Annotated in this window: 18 protein-coding genes and 1 pseudogene; 9 read left to right on the forward strand and 10 right to left on the reverse strand. The window is 42.9% G+C overall.

What is annotated here, in order from left to right:
• The 6 genes and pseudogenes from O9323_RS02510 to O9323_RS02535 form a co-directional block, all read left to right on the forward strand.
• Window positions 1-134 (forward strand): annotated as a pseudogene (locus O9323_RS02510) (IS630 family transposase); the annotation flags it as partial.
• A 197-nt stretch (window positions 135-331) separates the two neighbouring features.
• Window positions 332-835, forward strand: a complete 504-nt coding sequence (locus O9323_RS02515; protein ID WP_288124649.1) for a GUN4 domain-containing protein — start codon at window positions 332-334, stop codon at window positions 833-835.
• Between the two features lie 252 nt (window positions 836-1,087).
• Window positions 1,088-1,480: a type II toxin-antitoxin system RelE/ParE family toxin gene (locus O9323_RS02520; protein WP_002750896.1), complete on the forward strand. Its 393-nt coding sequence runs from the start codon at window positions 1,088-1,090 to the stop codon at window positions 1,478-1,480.
• A complete protein-coding gene (locus O9323_RS02525) occupies window positions 1,473-1,769 on the forward strand; it encodes a helix-turn-helix domain-containing protein (protein WP_002731911.1) in 297 nt (98 codons plus the stop codon). The genes O9323_RS02520 and O9323_RS02525 overlap by 8 nt, the downstream gene beginning before the upstream one ends.
• A gap of 435 nt (window positions 1,770-2,204) precedes the next feature.
• Window positions 2,205-2,579 (forward strand): type II toxin-antitoxin system RelE/ParE family toxin, encoded by a 375-nt coding sequence (locus tag O9323_RS02530; RefSeq protein WP_002734817.1) that lies wholly within the window; start codon window positions 2,205-2,207, stop codon window positions 2,577-2,579.
• The gene (locus tag O9323_RS02535) at window positions 2,576-2,881 is read left to right on the forward strand and encodes a helix-turn-helix domain-containing protein (RefSeq protein WP_002732780.1); all 306 of its coding nucleotides are present in this window, start codon (window positions 2,576-2,578) and stop codon (window positions 2,879-2,881) included. The genes O9323_RS02530 and O9323_RS02535 overlap by 4 nt, the downstream gene beginning before the upstream one ends.
• A 203-nt stretch (window positions 2,882-3,084) precedes the next feature.
• Here O9323_RS02535 and O9323_RS02540 read toward each other — a convergent pair whose 3' ends face one another.
• The 4 genes from O9323_RS02540 to O9323_RS02555 form a co-directional block, all read right to left on the reverse strand.
• The gene (locus O9323_RS02540) at window positions 3,085-3,489 is read right to left on the reverse strand and encodes a type II toxin-antitoxin system VapC family toxin (protein WP_002750899.1); all 405 of its coding nucleotides are present in this window, start codon (window positions 3,487-3,489) and stop codon (window positions 3,085-3,087) included.
• 6 nt (window positions 3,490-3,495) lie between these two features.
• On the reverse strand, window positions 3,496-3,939 hold the full coding sequence (locus O9323_RS02545; RefSeq protein WP_002750901.1) for a hypothetical protein: 444 nt from the start codon (window positions 3,937-3,939) through the stop codon (window positions 3,496-3,498).
• 64 nt (window positions 3,940-4,003) lie between these two features.
• Complete coding sequence (locus O9323_RS02550; RefSeq protein ID WP_002733843.1) at window positions 4,004-4,261, reverse strand: hypothetical protein; 258 nt, start codon at window positions 4,259-4,261, stop codon at window positions 4,004-4,006.
• Between the two features lie 363 nt (window positions 4,262-4,624).
• The gene (locus O9323_RS02555) at window positions 4,625-7,000 is read right to left on the reverse strand and encodes an ATP-binding response regulator (protein ID WP_288124651.1); all 2,376 of its coding nucleotides are present in this window, start codon (window positions 6,998-7,000) and stop codon (window positions 4,625-4,627) included.
• Window positions 7,001-7,496: 496 nt separating this feature from the next.
• Here O9323_RS02555 and O9323_RS02560 point away from each other — a divergent pair, with 496 nt between their 5' ends.
• The 3 genes from O9323_RS02560 (at window position 7,497) to kaiC (ending at window position 10,553) form a co-directional block, all read left to right on the forward strand.
• Entirely contained in the window at window positions 7,497-8,426 is a 930-nt protein-coding gene (locus O9323_RS02560) for a circadian clock protein KaiA (protein ID WP_002750903.1), read from the forward strand.
• 56 nt (window positions 8,427-8,482) lie between these two features.
• A complete protein-coding gene (kaiB, locus tag O9323_RS02565; RefSeq protein ID WP_002733742.1) occupies window positions 8,483-8,797 on the forward strand; it encodes a circadian clock protein KaiB in 315 nt (104 codons plus the stop codon).
• A 193-nt stretch (window positions 8,798-8,990) separates the two neighbouring features.
• Entirely contained in the window at window positions 8,991-10,553 is a 1,563-nt protein-coding gene (gene kaiC, locus O9323_RS02570) for a circadian clock protein KaiC (RefSeq protein ID WP_002743493.1), read from the forward strand.
• A 21-nt stretch (window positions 10,554-10,574) separates the two neighbouring features.
• Here the strand turns inward: kaiC and O9323_RS02575 are convergent, their stop codons facing one another.
• The 6 genes from O9323_RS02575 to O9323_RS02600 all read right to left on the reverse strand — a co-directional run bounded on the left by O9323_RS02575 (window position 10,575) and on the right by O9323_RS02600 (window position 16,485).
• Window positions 10,575-11,570, reverse strand: a complete 996-nt coding sequence (locus O9323_RS02575; protein ID WP_002750906.1) for a lysylphosphatidylglycerol synthase transmembrane domain-containing protein — start codon at window positions 11,568-11,570, stop codon at window positions 10,575-10,577.
• Between the two features lie 70 nt (window positions 11,571-11,640).
• On the reverse strand, window positions 11,641-12,738 hold the full coding sequence (locus O9323_RS02580; protein WP_288124652.1) for a sulfotransferase family protein: 1,098 nt from the start codon (window positions 12,736-12,738) through the stop codon (window positions 11,641-11,643).
• Window positions 12,739-12,743: 5 nt separating this feature from the next.
• A complete protein-coding gene (locus tag O9323_RS02585) occupies window positions 12,744-14,132 on the reverse strand; it encodes an aspartate aminotransferase family protein (RefSeq protein WP_288124653.1) in 1,389 nt (462 codons plus the stop codon).
• Between the two features lie 487 nt (window positions 14,133-14,619).
• Window positions 14,620-14,853 (reverse strand): photosystem I reaction center subunit IV, encoded by a 234-nt coding sequence (locus tag O9323_RS02590; protein WP_002750913.1) that lies wholly within the window; start codon window positions 14,851-14,853, stop codon window positions 14,620-14,622.
• Window positions 14,854-14,931: 78 nt separating this feature from the next.
• Window positions 14,932-15,561, reverse strand: coding sequence for a DUF6391 domain-containing protein (locus O9323_RS02595; protein ID WP_024970233.1), 630 nt, complete (start codon window positions 15,559-15,561; stop codon window positions 14,932-14,934).
• Window positions 15,562-15,783: 222 nt separating this feature from the next.
• Entirely contained in the window at window positions 15,784-16,485 is a 702-nt protein-coding gene (locus O9323_RS02600) for a 16S rRNA (uracil(1498)-N(3))-methyltransferase (protein ID WP_149107880.1), read from the reverse strand.
• Window positions 16,486-16,675 lie beyond the last annotated feature (190 nt).

Raw genomic sequence — 16,675 nt, forward strand, 5'->3', positions numbered from 1 at the left:
AAAACTTTTCTGACTTTTCTTCAGCCATTTATGAATGTTTGAATGATGCCCATCTGAAACATAAAAAAGAACTGGATTCTTTGCTGACTCTACGATTTCAGAAGTTTAATAAATCTCAGATTATGAACGTCTAAAGTATAGCTCACCTGTTCCTAAACCTAGCCCATCTATTGCTGTTGTGCCAACGCCAAAACCGACCCCTTCACCTCCTCCTGTGACTAGCTCACCTGTTCCTAAACCTAGCCCCTCTATTGCTGTTGTACCAACGCCAAAACCGAACCCTTCACCTGTCCTCAAGCCAGGAACTACTCTTATATCGAGGTCAACAGGAGTGAATTATACCCGTCTGCGAGACCTACTAGCAGCAGGGAAATGGAAAGAAGCAGATAAGGAAACAACTAGGGCAATGCTTCAAGCTGCTAAGAGAGAAAAGGAAGGATGGTTCAGAGACGAAGATATTGAGAACTTTTCCTGTGAAGATTTGGGCATCATTGACCGGCTTTGGTTGTCAGCTAGTAAAGGTAAATTCGGCTTCAGCGTTCAGAGAGAAATCTATGAGAGTCTCGGTGGCACAAGAAACTATGTAAGGGTAGTGTGGGATAAGTTCGGCGATCGCGTCGGCTGGAGAAAAGGAGGGAGTTGGTTGTATATATCTGACCTAACCTATAGTGCTGAAGCCCCCAAGGCCCACCTGCCAGCTTATTGGACGGATATGAGACGATTGGTGGGGATAGAGGAGGGGTGGATGAGTGGTAGTACGGACCATCGATCCATTCAGGCGTTGCGTCAGGGTACTCTTTCTCTCGTGCAAAAGCTTGTTACCTGTAGAATATAACGATCTCAGGTTTTTTGTCAAGTCTAATTTTAGGGGGTTTGCTCACGGAAACATCAGCTTTTCACAGAACTCGATACTTAACGATGTTGATGTCTATTATCGCGGAATTTCTAAGTTTAATTTAGGGGATAAACAAGGGGCGATCGCATAATTCTTTTCAACGAGGTTATGAGCTATCCAGCAATTCGATACCCATCACCATCACCTGATTACATTTATTGATTTTTCATCGCATACTATTTAAAAAGAAACGTGCCAAAGACAAAAATCATCTTTTATCAAGAAGCAGAAGGCATCTCACCTGTTGTTGAGTGGCTTCAGAAATTACTCAAAACTGATAAAAAAGGATTTGCCAAATGTATAACCAAAATCGAACAACTTGCCGCACAAGGTCATGAACTGCACCGCCCTGCTGCCGATTATCTCAGAAATGATATCTGGGAGCTTAGAGCCAAACAGGGAACCATACAATATCGAATCCTCTATTTTTATCATGGTCAAAATATAGCAATTATTGGTCATGCTCTTATCAAAAAAACTTCCGCCGTTCCCTCACAAGACATCGAGAGAATTATCCAAAGAAAAGCACAATTTAAACAAAATCCAGAACTTCATACTTATCAAGGAGAAATAAACAATGCCTAAAACCACAGATGCCGTAAAAATCATTCACCAAATGATTGCAGACGATCCCACAATCAAAGAACAAATTGCCCTAGAATCCCTCAACTCAGAAATCGCACAATTGATTTATGACGCTCGTATGAATGCTGGATTAACTCAACAACAACTAGCCGACCTAATCCATGTTGAGCAATCCGTTATTGAAGATCTAGAAGACGCTGACTATCAAGACAATCCCCTAATAATGCTACAAAAAATTGCCACTGCCCTTAATCAACGAGTCAAAATGAGCCTTGTTAGTAGCTTGTAGGGTGCGTGTTTGCGCGTATTTAAAGGAGATTTGTTAATAATTAAACTATGATCGCGCCGTAACGCAGCATCTTAAGAAAATTGGTGTGTTACGCTATCACTAACGCACCCGACAAGAGCCACCACTGTGTCTGGAGTGGTTTTTATTATGATTATTTAACTGCTACCGAATATCCCCCCCGCAGTAATCTCTCCCTAGTAACAGGTTTCTAGTTCCTGTTTGATATTCAGGCAGAATGAATGATATAATTGGTGCGTGGGGCGTGGCTCTCTCGTTTAAAAGCTTGTTACCTGTAAAATATAACAATCTCAGGTCTTTTGTCAAGTCTAATTTTAGGGGTTTTGCTCACGGAAACATCAGCTTTTGGGGAACTCGATACTTGACACTATTTAATTTATCATTTGTTAGAAAACTCACATATATAAAAGCTTTAATATGCCAAAAATACAACTTATTTTTTACCAAGATGAAAGAGGTAATATACCAATTATAGAATGGCTTGATAGTCTTCCTGGCAAAGCTCAAAACAAATGCTTTATCAAATTACAAAGACTGGCAGAACTAGGATATGAATTACGCAGACCAGAAGCAGACTTTTTGCGGGACAAAATTTATGAATTGAGAGTTAATTTTAAAGGAATAAATTATAGAATTCTTTATTTCTTTTATAAAAACAAAGCTGTGGTCATTTCTCATGGTATAATTAAAGAAAAAGAAGTTCTACCACTGGAAATCGAGCAAGCAATTAAAAACAAAGCTAAATTTGAAAAAAATCCCGAATTACACACCTATTTTCAGGAGTTGATATGAATACACACCAAACGACAGCCGATGGCTTACAAATTCTTTACCAACGTTATTATGCTAATAATCCAGAACGTCAATTAGAATTAGAAAAGGCTCGTATTGATGACGAAGTAGCCAGAAAAATATTTAAGATTAAGGAAACACATCATCTTTCAACAAAAGCTTTAGCAGAATTAATTAATACTGATGAATCTATTATTGAAGCCTTAGAAAATGCTGACTATGAAGGAAACTCTTTTTTGTTGCTAAATCTCATCGCTACAGCCCTAAAAATAAAGGTTAAATTTGAATTAGTTTCAGCCTAATTGTTTCAGTAATAAGATTTGACATTTCCCCGACCCGCTCCACCTCCTCAAGGAGGGGAAATCAAGGATATAATAGTATTAAGCTGTAGCGCATTTAAACTGGGTATTAGGATGTTATAAAGCAAACTGCGAAACTCACTCTCTCCCTGCTCCCCCGCAACCTCAAATACCAATTTAAATGATGAACAGCTTATCTCCCTAAATCATCGCAGCCAATTTTCTACGGTTAATCTCTGAACTCTCAGCATATCTGAGTCATCAGAAATGAGGATGAGATTATGGCTAATAGCTGTTGCTGCAATGAGAATATCAGCCATTTGTATGGGGGTTCCTTTGCGCCTTAAATCAGCACAAATTGCTGCGGCTTCATGGACAATTTCCATTGTATCTAATAACAATACTCTTAAATCAGTGCGGCACAAATCCTGAAATCTTGCTAACTTATTCGTTGCTTTAACTGCTAATAATCCAGCCTCAGTTTCTAAATAGGTAATACAGCTTATAAAAACATCATTTCCTTGTAGTCTTACTTCACTTAATTTCTCAACAACTACTTGGTTGTCTTTGAGAATAGCTGTGACGATGTTAGTATCGAGTAGATAACCCACGACTATTTAATATTTTTGTCTAAAACTTGCGATCACTGCGTCAAACTCTGCCATTTGTTCCGCAGTTAAATCCTTCAGCATTCCCGCCATTGCTTGTACTCCCAAAACTTGCCTAATTTTCTGAGTTAGATTTTCATCGGACATCATTTCTAATTCTGAAGAAGAAAAATTTTGGCTTAGTAACTTCATTAAATACGCAACCATTTCGTCTCTATTTAAATCTTCTAATAAGCTCTCATTCTTGATAAAATAATCAATAATTGAGGCGACGCGATGAACGAGCCTAGCCTGAATTTTATTCTCGACCAGATCTGATTGAATAGAGAGTTGAGACATCTTTTCCTCCTTGAGACTGGTGTAGTGAGTTTTTTTAGTTATTATAACAATTTTCTCTCGCACTGCTAAATCGGCACTCGCACCGATACTGTCACTACTAGGGAGTGATACCATCGTTAATCTTCATCTCTCAACCAATAACCCCCGCAGCAATCTTTGTCAATCTGGTAATCACCATTTAATTGATCCCCGTAATATGTTGTAAAATCGTATCTAATTTTTGGTTAATCTCATCACGAAACTCTTCAAAATTCGATTGAAGCCGATCAACTTTATCTTCAAGATGATCAATTTCCTCATAGATCCGATCAAAACTCCGGTTTAGCTCTCTTCCTGTCACTTGGGTATCTTCCAGACGCTCCAGGCGCCGATTAAGACTCCTCAATTGACGCTCCACTTCATAATTTTTATCGTTCGGTTCCTGAGCTTGTGGCATAGGGAAAATCGTTGAATGAGAATGTCTTAACTCAATTATATGTTAACTTATTGACTAAATAAAGGATTCTACTTCTCTTAAATCAAGCTTTTATGGTGCGTGTTTGCGCGTATTTAAAGGAAATTTGTTAATAATTAAATTATGATCGCGCCGTAACGCACCATCTTAATTTGTAGGGTGCGTTAATGTTCTCGGTTCTTCTCTTTTTTTCACCTAACAGCTGGTCGATTTTTTTGAGAAAATTGAGTTAATAATCTCTAGGTTGAGTTAAGGTTTGTAGTTACGCTTTAGCGCCAACTTCTGGGGAAAATCGGGCTAGAGCATCGACATTGCTTGTATTCCCAAGACTGGCCCGACTTACCCTTACTGTTCTTTGTGGCGAGAAAAAGCCAGATCAGCAGTCTCGATCACCTTTAATAGCTGTTCGATGCGGTTTTCCGTTGGGGGGGCCAAACAGGGAAAAACGGCTAAACCGGGGATTTGATTAGCCACCTCGGTGACAGCCACATCAAGGGTGACTAGGGGTAAATTAGCGAGGGTTTCCGACTCGCTCAAGGTTTGCAGATAAGAGTATAAATCTTCTGCGATCGAACTATCAATTAAGATAGCGTCCACCTCCCAGACAGTGGCTAAAAGTTCCGCCTGTTCGCAACTATCGGCCTCGATAAAACGATAATTCTCCCGAACTAATTGATTATTCCAAATCCAGCTAAAGGAAGATAAATCGGAGAAATTGGGGGCATAATGACCGTGTAAACGCAGCAGAGTCGGAGCAGTGCGCTGTTTTCGGCTAGGAACAGGGGAAACGGTCAGATTTAGGCAAGCTTGCAGGGCAGCCGAGGTGATTGGTGGAACCAGAAAACTATCGGCCCCTTGCTGTTGACTGCGGTTGCGCTCGGAATCGGCGGCGGTGACAATAACTTTTATATCTTTGGTTTGGGGATGGGATTTGAGCAGCGTTAACACATCCCAACCGGACAAGAGGGGTAGATTGGGATTGAGAAAAACACAACGGGGTTTTAACTGCCGGGCTTTTTCGATCGCCTCAGTGCCGCTACGGGCGATAATGGCTTTTAATCCCAATTCACTCAAGCGATCGACAAACTGTTCGATCACTTGGGGATTAGCTTCCACCACCAACACCAGACGCTGGGGAGTAGCGGACTCCTGCTCGGCACCTTGGGGATGAACCGGCAGTAGTAAAGTAAATTCACTACCTTCCTGGGCCCTGGAGACAAAGGATAGATCGCCACCGTGACAGCGTGCTAATTTTTGGCTGAGGACTAAACCTAAACCTGCGCCCTCAAATTGACGGGTGAAAGGACTTTCTAGCTGTTGGAATTTCTGAAAAATCAGATGCTGGGATTCTTCTGGAATACCGATCCCCGTGTCCCAGACGGTAAAAGCCAGCCAATTTTCCCAACGATTGACTTTAATGCCCAAATTACCGCCATCAACGGTAAATTTTACCGCATTATCTAACAAATGCACTAACATCTGTTGTAAACGGGCCTCATCGGCCAGAACATAGTCTAACCCCGATTCGATGTCAAGACGATAGCTGCTGGGGAGATCGAGACGTTGGGGATGCTTATCGACGATGATATCGTACACCCGTTGACAGAGGCGATCGATTTTGACTCTAGATAAAGTTAATTGTAGTTGTCCTGTCTCTAGGCGGGTTAAATCGAGGAGATCATTGACCAGAGCCATCAACTGACGACCGCTGCGATAGATTAAATCGGCATATTTGGACTGTCGGGGGTTAAGTTCACCGATTTTTTGTTCCAGGAGCAGACTGGAGAGACCGATAACGGCGGTGAGGGGCGATTTAAACTCATGGCTAACACAGGCGAGAAATTCATCCTTAAGACGATTTAAATGGACTAGATCGGCATTTTTAACCGCTAATTCCTGACAATATTGCTGTTGTTCGGTGATATCGGTGGCTAACAGTAACCACAGTTCTGAAGCTTTCTCGATCAAAGGATAATTATCCGTTAAATTTAACGGCACGGACAACAGGCGCCAAGTCTTGGTTAAACCCGATGTCACTGTTTCTAGACGCTGGGGAAACAGGGGGGGAGTGGGGGATGGGAGGGTTAGGGGGTCATTAACCAAAGCAAAGGGAGATTTATCAATATTAGCGGGGAAAGCTGCCCCGATTTGTTGACACCAAGCCTGATTTTGGTATAAAATCCCTGCTTCTGGACTGTAGAGCAGCACCGGCAGCGGTAATTGTTCCAGAAATTCCAGAGGATGATCGCTGCGGGGGGGGGTAATGCGATCGCTGATGCGGAGCTGCGGGGGGGGATCATCGAGAATCGAACGCCCGAGACAAAATTGGAGAAGTTTGCCCGTGTCTAAGCGTCCTAACAGTTTCCCCTGAGCATCGACTAAAATAGGGGCTTTTGCGATCGCTTCTGCCGTCAGGGTGGCTAGAAACTCACTCACGGCCATGCGCGAGTTAAGAGGGATAATTGGACGCAGCCAACCGCTTAGATCGAGACGGTTGCAGGAGGGGTTTCTGGTTTCGGGGTGCTGTTGTTGATAGAGGAGGTAAGCAATCAGGGCTTGACTCTCAATCAGTCCTAGGGGACAATACCTCTCATCCACCACCACGATCGCTTCTGGATTGCCCGTGTTAATTAAATCGCAAAGACTGGCCCTGTCAATAATTAATTCACAGGCAGTGACGGATTGATTAAAGTGATGGAGACTGAGGGTAACGCTAGGCATGGGGATAATTAGGGGGCGGTGGCGGTAGCTTTAGGGCATAATTAGGGTTTGCGGCAAAAAGTTTTTCGGTGGGGGCAGGGTGTAGGGTGTAGGGTGTAGGGTATAGGGTTTTACCGATTTTCAGGTGGTCAATTACCTAATTTTCAGGGCAAAAGTCCCTGAATTTTCCCCCTGATCACTCCCATCCCCGGCACTTTTGGATTTCAAAAAGGTCTAAAAGTCTTATCCAACAAGGTTTTTAGATTTATTCAGCCAGCCCTAATTAACAAACTGATGGCCAAACTATTAGTCGTCCTAGAACTTGAATTTACCTTGATTATGACGCTCGCTCATCTAGAGAACCGCTCCATTGATTACAATTAACTACGATACCTACTGCCAAAAAGCAAAGTTAACCTTTAACTTCCCTTAGCTGATGGCGGGGGGTTGTCTTCTCAACAGAGAAAGCCTAACCTATTGTTTGTCAATTTCTATCTACCTTGCGGGTGAGAAAACGTTGCCTCCGAGACTGACTATTTATGCTTTTGTCCCAACGGACTCACCCTTGACGGGGGTGAGTTCACCTCTGGGGCTGGTTAATTCTTTGACGGCTTTATTGGCTAATGAACGGTATAATCTAACCCTGGGGTCATCTTCTAGCGAACTATTGGCTAATATCGAGGCAGAGAAGGAAAAAATCGATTGTTTGCTGGTGGTCTTTCATCCTTCCCTACAGCCGACTTTTAATCAACTCTACGAAGGGGGGATTTTACTGCCAGTAGTGATCATTGTCGCTGACAAGAACATCGCTCCTGAGATGAATGACTCTCCCACCTGTCTCTATCATAGTGCCGAATTACAAATCACCGTCAAGGAATTAGACAGCATCACCTCGGTCATCGACCAAGCGATCGCTCGATTTCTCCATTTAGCTCCTAATTGCTCTTTTTCCGAGCGTACTACGATTGTTAACCAACCGAATCCCGTGGAAAATAATCACAGTTTTCTCCTCCTACAACAGCGCCGTTTAGCAGAAAAATTAAAAGAAAGACTCGGCTATTTAGGTGTTTACTACAAACGCAACCCGCAGCTATTCTATCGCAATCTTGCCCCGGAGGAAAAAAAAGAATTACTGCGGGAATTAAGAAGAGATTATCGGGAGATTATTTTAAATTACTTCCAACAGGATTATCCGATTAATCAAGCGATCGATGAGTTGGTTAATAATGTCTTTTTTACCGATCTCTCAGTGTCGCAAATTCTGGAAATTCACATGGAGTTAATGGATGAATTTTCCCAACAGTTAAAATTAGAAGGCAGAAGTGAGGAGATTCTCCTAGATTATCGTCTCGCTCTCATTGATATCCTTGCTCACTTGGGGGAAATGTACCGTCGTTCCATACCTCGCGAGGATATCCCTTATGATTTATTATTGGGAATAGACTAAAATCTCCCCCATAAATAACAATGAACTCCTATCCCCAGCCCCTTTGATCTTAACCTATGAGCGTCTTTAAAAAAACCTATGTTTTAAAACTGTACGTCGCCGGCAATACCCCCAACTCCGTGCGTGCCTTAAAAACCCTGAAAAATATCCTAGAAGAGGAATTTCAGGGAGTGTATGCGCTCAAGGTGATTGACGTGCTGAAAAACCCGCAACTAGCGGAGGAAGACAAGATTCTCGCTACTCCTACCCTTGCGAAAGTCCTCCCTCCCCCGGTGCGGAAAATTATTGGTGATTTGTCCGATCGAGAGAAGGTTCTGATCGGTTTAGACTTACTATACGAGGAAATTCGTGAACGAGAAAATGATAGCTAGGTCTTTGTCCATAGTTGATTAGACGGGTTATATTGATTGAAGAAGAAATGATCGGGGCTTAATCTAGTACCTCTATGGGAAAGTCAAGAGTCAATGGAAATCGAGATAGTGTAAAGTGTTTAGTCAGGCTTGATATGTTTCTGTGGAAAAATTAGATAAAAATCCTACTCTTTAAATACTCGCTGGATAAATAATGACTCAATCTAACTCTAATAGCCAATCGAATCCACCGATTAAACCGAAAGGTGTTCGCAAAATTAGAACCCTAATTGAAGGTTTTGATGAGATCACTCACGGTGGTTTACCCATGGGGAGAACTACCTTAGTTAGTGGCACTTCTGGCACGGGAAAAACCCTGCTTGCTGTGCAATTTCTCTACCATGGGATCAAGTATTTTGACTATCCGGGCCTGTTTGTTACTTTTGAAGAATCTCCCACCGATATCATTCAAAATGCCTATAGTTTTGGTTGGGATTTAGAAGAATTAATTGACCAGGGTAAATTATTTATTCTCGATGCTTCCCCAGATCCGGAAGGTCAAGAGGTGGTGGGTAGTTTTGATCTTTCGGCCTTAATCGAGCGCATTCAATACGCAATTACCAAATATAAAGCCAAACTGGTATCAATTGACTCTGTAACTGCCGTTTTTCAGCAGTACGAAGCGGCATCAGTGGTGCGGCGAGAAATTTTTCGGCTCGTGGCCCGGTTAAAATTATTAGAAGTGACTTCAATTATGACCACGGAACGTATCGAAGAATACGGAGCGGTGGCCCGTTTTGGTGTAGAGGAATTTGTCTCTGATAATGTGGTAATTATGCGGAACGTGCTAGAGGGAGAAAGGCGACGCAGAACCGCAGAAATCCTCAAATTACGGGGAACAACCCACATGAAGGGGGAATATCCCTTTACTATCACCAATGATGGCATTAATATCTTCCCCCTCGGTGCGATGCGTTTAACTCAGCGCTCTTCTAATGTCCGCATTTCTTCGGGAGTAAAAACCCTTGATGATATGTGTGGAGGCGGTTTTTTCAAGGATTCGATTATTTTGGCCACAGGAGCAACAGGTACGGGTAAAACTCTCTTAGTCAGTAAATTTCTGGAAGAAGGCTGTAGGCGCGGTGAGCGGGCGATTTTGTTCGCTTATGAAGAATCTCGCGCTCAATTGTCCCGAAATGCTTCTTCTTGGGGGATCGATTTTGAGGAGATGGAACGCAAGGGATTATTAAAATTATTGTGTTCTTACCCCGAATCGGCGGGATTGGAAGACCATTTACAGATGATTAAGTCGGAAATCTCGGAATTTAAACCCTCTCGTATTGCTATTGATTCTCTATCGGCACTCGCGCGGGGGGTGACAAATAATGCTTTTCGGCAATTTGTGATCGGGGTGACAGGATACGCCAAACAGGAGGAAATTACGGGATTTTTCACCAATACTACCGACCAATTTATGGGAGCGCACTCGATCACTGAATCCCATATTTCTACGATTACCGACACGATTTTAATGTTGCAGTATGTGGAAATTCGCGGCGAAATGTCGCGAGCGATTAACGTCTTTAAGATGCGCGGTTCTTGGCACGATAAAGGGATTCGTGAATATACTATCAGTCAGGACGGGGCGGATATCAAGGATTCTTTCCGCAATTACGAGCGGATTATTAGTGGTTCTCCGACTAAAATTAGCGTCGATGAAAAGACTGAATTATCGCGGATTGTTCGCAATGTACGCGAAAAATTACAGGATGAATAATCGGGAGTTGACTGATGGAGATTATTTTGAAGAGCGATCGGGTAAAGTCGGTCTTAGGGAAAATAACCACCAGATCAATAAACCTAATATAATCCAGAGAATATCTTTAACCCGGCGAATTAGAGAAATCGCTAAACCTAATTCTAGACTGCCGGTTAAGGAAGCACCCAGCAGCACTAAAGAACCTTCTAAAGTACCGATATTAGCGGGAATAAAAAAGGTTCCAGCGCGTACCAATTGGGCAACAGAATCAAATAACCAAGCATCGGCAAAAGTGATCGGATGTTGGAGAAACTGCATTAAAACATAAATTTCTAAAACTCCGAGGGGCCAATTGAGAAAACCGACGATCAAGCCATTTCTAAATAGGGGCAGATTCCGGTAAAATTCTCCTAAACGATCATCGACACTGCGAAGATTTTCTAAAGGTTTGGCTAGGCGATCGCCTAAAAAAGAATGACCTAATCGATTAACTATTCTGGAGGATAAACGGAATCGCTGAATCAAGAAAAATATCAGAATACAACTGGAGAATATAGCGAGACTTAATCCAGTAAAAGTTTTAAAAGAATTAGAAAATTTTGGGGAAGCTAGGAGCAGAAAAAAACCGATAATTGCAAAGAAGACAAGGGAAGCAGTATTTAACGTTTTTGTCAGAATAATCGAGGCACTGGTTTCTTTATAGCTAATCTGATAGTGAGTTTTTAACATCACTGCTTTAAAACCTTCTCCTCCCAACGAAGCGAAGGGAGTCACGCGATTAAAGGCTGCCCCTACCATGTAAATTAATAATAGGCGAATTGTCCATCTAGGTTGGATAGGAATACTTTTAAAAGTTAGTTGCCAAGTAAAAACATCGGTGAGGAATTCTAGGAAGTAAAAAATAATCACTAATGTCATTCCCCACCAACCGACTAGGGTGATTTGTTGCCAAACTTCTTGCAGATTTGTTTGGCGCAAAATTACCCCTAGTAAAACAAAACCTAAACCCAGAAAAATAAATTTAAGATATTTCATATTAAATTATGAGTTATGAGTTATGACTGATAACTGATAACTGATAACTGATAACTGAAAAAGCTGATAACTAAAAATAATTCCAACGTTGAATAAATGGCAGCCAATGAGATTCGACTAACTCGATCGCTTTTGGTTCTGGGGGATAATTATTTTTTTTATATCCTTGCAGACTGGCGATATATTTCTCAAAGCGAGGCATAGATATTTTTAAGTCGGGAAGTTGCAGTTGATCGTAGATTTTCTCGATTTGTGCTAGGGGGTCTTTTTCTAAATCCTCAAAACGAATTTCTACAAAACTATCGGCGGGTAAATCGGCACTATCTCCCAGGAGAGAATTGAGCATTAAGGGATAACTTTTCAGAATCGCTTGCTCGATGACATCAATAGATAAATTATCGTAGGATTGCAGTGCTAGTTCCGGTAGAATGCGGGTAAAAAAGTGGCGGGTTGAGGGAAAAACTAGATAGGGATTGCGGTAGATATGAATAAATTTAGCATCGGGCCAGATAGCTCGCAATCTGGCGATGTGTGCCGTATAAACGGGGTTTTTGAGTAGTAATTGTTTGCCTTTTTGGTGGATGGAAACTTTTTTTAATAGATGAGTATGCCAACGTTGCCAATTGGCGATTTCTTTCTCGCTGCAGCCTTGAAAAAAAACCCCTCGATCGAAATGATACTGAAAACGTTGGGGAAAGTATAAACCATGGTAGTAGGAAAGGGGGATCATACTGGCCAGGGCGATCGAATCTTCTTGGGGTGAATTGGGAGTAACAGCGACGTTATCCACATGGCGATCGCTCGGTAGGGCTAATTCTAGCAGCGGTTGAAATAAGCGGACGATACCGAGGATATCCCAGGGTAATCCCACCGCTAGGGGTGAAATATAGCCAAAATGCTCCGATTGACCGAGTAAATTGTGCAGATGGGTCGTGCCGCTGCGCCAATAGCCGACAATAAAAATGGGTGCTTTTACCTGCACGCGGCGCTCATAAAACCCTGTCATTAAAATTCGTTCTAGGGTAGAAAAAGGCAGTCGCGCTAGGGTAACTGCCAGCGCCAGGGTTGCTGGGGCCAAATTGGGGCGATCGATGCCGCCATTAGTCAAAAATAAACGTAATAGGGTACTAAGATTACTACCGCAGAGGGGATGAAATAAACTGGACATATTAACTATTTTTTGGCGGTTTTTTGGCGGATAGCTTGACTGGCCAAGGTTTTGCCGAATTCCCAAGCGGCCCCTGGGAAGCGATGTGCATCAGCGACCACATCCTTAACGGCGGTGACAATCCAACGGCAATCCTCATCGGAGAGGGTGAGGGGGGGAATAAACTTGATGATATTCATGCCGTGGCCGGAAACCTGGGAGAGGATTTGATGACGGGTAAAGAGGGGAACGACGATTAACTGGGAAAATAGCCCTTTATTGGCGGTTTCTAGCATTTTCCAGGCGGCTTTTAGTGACCAACTGCTCGGCTCGGCAAATTCCAAGGCGATCATCATACCCAATCCCCGCACTTCCTGCAAACATTCGTACTGATCTACGAGGGGCTGCAGTTCTGCGATAATTTGTTGACCGATCAAAGCCGATCGCTCGACTAATTTTTCCTCCTCAATCACCTGTAAAGTGGCAATACCGGCGGCCATGGCCAGATTATTTTTACCAAAAGTGCTACCGTGAACCACAGAACGATCCATGCGATCAAATACTCGATCGAAGATCCAGCGACGACAGAGAACCGCTCCCACTGGCACAAAACCGCCCGAAAGAGCCTTGGCAACGCATAAAATGTCCGGTTCTACCCCCCAATGTTCCACTGCCCAAATTTTGCCAGTCCGGCCTAAACCGGTCTGCACTTCATCGGCTACAAAAAGAGTGCCATAACGACGACAAAGGGCAGCCGCCGCCGGGAGATAGTTCGGTTCGGGAATTCTCACCCCGTGACCTTGGATCGGTTCGGTAATAAAAGCCGCTACGTCTTGGTTAATTAGAGCTTTTTCGAGTGCGGTCAGATCGCCGAAGGGAATTTCCTTAAAATCGGCGACAAAAGGCCCAAATCCCTGGCGATAATGGGGATCGCCGGTGGCGGAAAGGGAACCCATGGTTAACCCGTGGTAGCCTCCCTGACAGTAAACAATTTGGCTGCGTCCGGTGGCGTAGCGGCTGAATTTAATGGCGGCCTCGACAGTTTCTGTGCCGGAATTAGCAAAGAAAACTCGTTCTAATCCGGGAGGTGCGATCGCTGCTAACCGTTCCGCCAGCAATCCCGCTAGGATAGAAGCATCCAATTGGACTAAATTGGGCAATGCTGCCGTCAATACTTCTTGTAAAGTTTGCACGATCTTGGGGTGATTGCGTCCGAGAGCGAAAACACCAAAACCACTCAGTAAGTCCAGATACTTTTCCCCCTGATTGTCGAATAGGTACGGACCTTCAGCTTTAACGTAGTGGCGATCGTAGCCGATCGTTTTTAGTACCCTAACCATCTGGGGATTTAGATATTGTTCGTGGAGGGCAAAGTTTTCTTCTAGTCTTTTTTCTATCAGTTCTAAAATGCTCATAAATTCCAGATTTGATTACTGAAAAACTAATTGTTAAACACCTCAAACCTGATGATGTTGATAGCGCATTATCATGATTTTTGGTTGTCTAATATTATAAATTATTTGCTATATTTTGTCAAGTATTTAAGAACTTATCTAGGATAATTAAACTAATTAGCTCTTGTTGGCTAAAGGTTAAAGCGACTTTTAGATAATTTGTTAGTCAGTTTTTATATGGTTGGCGCGCAAGCGATGCGCCCAAAATGTAATATCAGTAAACAGTGAACAGTGAACAGTAAACTGATTACTGATAACTACCTAAGCAAAATTAATTACACATTTCGATAAAGCTTTTGCCTATTGCCTCTTGCCTTTTGCCCTTCTTCACTAGGAAATTTATTTTGCACGACTACTTAACTGATTACTGATAACTATAAAAAAACCGACCAACAAGAGAGAATTCCTGTTAGTCAGTCGGTGATGATAGGCCGAATTTTACTCAGCTTTATTTCTTAGCGGGGGCAGCCTTAACGAGTTCCAATTCACGTTCAGCGAAGTTATTGGTATTCAGTCCACCGGCGCTACCGCTAAAACCGTGGTAGTTAACAGTATCAAAACGGACGATAACGGGATAGAGGATACCACTTTTATCAACACTGGCTACGGTTCCTACATCGTTGTACCAGTAAGACTCTTTCCGTTTGACTCTAACTTTGGCTCCGCGTTCGATTCCAGGCATAGGTGTTGTTTTTTTTTAGGGTTTAGTTAACAGGTTACAATCAGAGCGAGTTTGCCGAAAGGGTTTTTACTTTAAGTTTTATTGCAAATCTTGCCACTCCACTGCCACGAAATGCCCCGAACGTCCCCATAGGTCTGCCTTTGGTGCAATGTTAACGATTGTTAAGTTAAAGGGAATGGCCGTGGTCAGGTATTTTTGGGCCGACATTCCCACATCTGGCCCGATTTGAAAAGCGGTGGCAGTGGCTAAACCTAAGCCTAATAACTGAGAAATCGGACCTCTGGGTAAGAGAAGATGAGTTCCTAAGACTAAGCCAGCGGTTAAGGCTAAAGTTACCGATAAATTAGTGCCACAACGCGGATGTAGTGCCAATTGCCCCTCGCCATTTTTGAGACGATGGAGAGCCTGTTTGGCTGCAATTTGCAGTTCATTTGTATTAATCTGTCCGTAGAGATAAAAACCCCTATCGGTGGACAGTCCCCCCAGGGCCTCGTTATCTGCGGGGGAATGGTCAAAAGGCGATTGACGACGGGCAGCCATTTCGCTTAATACCCAGACGGTGGCGTGTTCCAAGGCGTGAACCTGTCGCAGGGTGAGAAATTCTTTGACACCGGGGATAAAGCCGATTTGTGCCAGTAAATCGCTGTCTTGCTGGGGCGAGGGGTTAAACCAGTCAAAAGAGGGGTTAGAAGGGCTACTAGAGGTCATAAAGTTGCGCTAGGGCGAGTTTTTTCGAGGAATATGAGGGTGCTATCGGGTTGCAAGGCGGTATCCCAGTCGGTGTCTTTAATGGGAATTGACCAGGGTGGTTTCGACAAAAAAGGGAAAATCTGACCACCGGGGAACTGCTGCTAGTTCTTGCTTTGGGTAAGAAGCGAAAGGATTTCAGTTATCTCGATTGCTAGTCTTGGTCATAAAAACTGTAGTCAATTAGCTGTCTAAATAGACGTTAATAATAGCGAGAGCCACTAAGGGAGCGGTAATTGTTCTCAAAATGCGTTTTCCCAATGATACAGGTAGAAAATTAGCGGCGATTGCTTGTTCTATTTCTGTCTCCGTCCATCCCCCTTCTGGTCCGATGGCCATGGTTATCTCGGTTGATGTTTGTAATTGAGAAAGTAGCGGGGCCACTGTTCTACGCGTAACACCAATATAACAAGTTGTCTGTGGGTTAGCTCCCCGCTTAAGGATGGCTAAAAATGGCTGTGGTTCTTCGATTATGGGAATAATCTGTCTTTCTGATTGTTCTACAGCTTCCCGGGCAATTTTTCGCCAACGGTCAATTTTTTGAGGACTAGGATTAACTAAACCGCGTTCTGTCAGCAGCGGGATAATCCGATAAACTCCTAATTCGGTGGCAGCGCGAACGATATCATCAAAGCCATTTTTGGGAATTGCTACCATTAAATTCACTTGTACTGGTAGTTCGCTAGTTTCGTTTATCGCTTCTAAAAGATGGGCAGAATTATCAATTATTTCCGCTAACCACGCTTGTCCTTGTCCATTTAGGGCAATAAAACGGTCATGGGATTTTAAACGAACAACTTTTTTAAGATAATGACTTTGTTCGGGTGTTAAGGCAATTAACCCGTTTTCTAGGGTATTAAAATCGAGAAGAAGACGATAATACAAGGCGGTTTAGTATATATTGCTATTGTGTTCAGAATCACTGTCAGCTATCTATTTTAGCTTTTATGGTGTTTTTGTATAAGGTTGAGAGTAGATTAGCTTATAGCAGTTATATTAATGGTGAAGTACGAAGTTTTCCTTTTGGGTAGTCGGTCGTCAATACCAAATTAGGTTATACTTCATATTTACGATA

Origin of the sequence: Microcystis sp. LE19-131.1A (assembly GCF_027532015.1) — a bacterium.
Lineage (GTDB): Bacteria > Cyanobacteriota > Cyanobacteriia > Cyanobacteriales > Microcystaceae > Microcystis > Microcystis ichthyoblabe_A.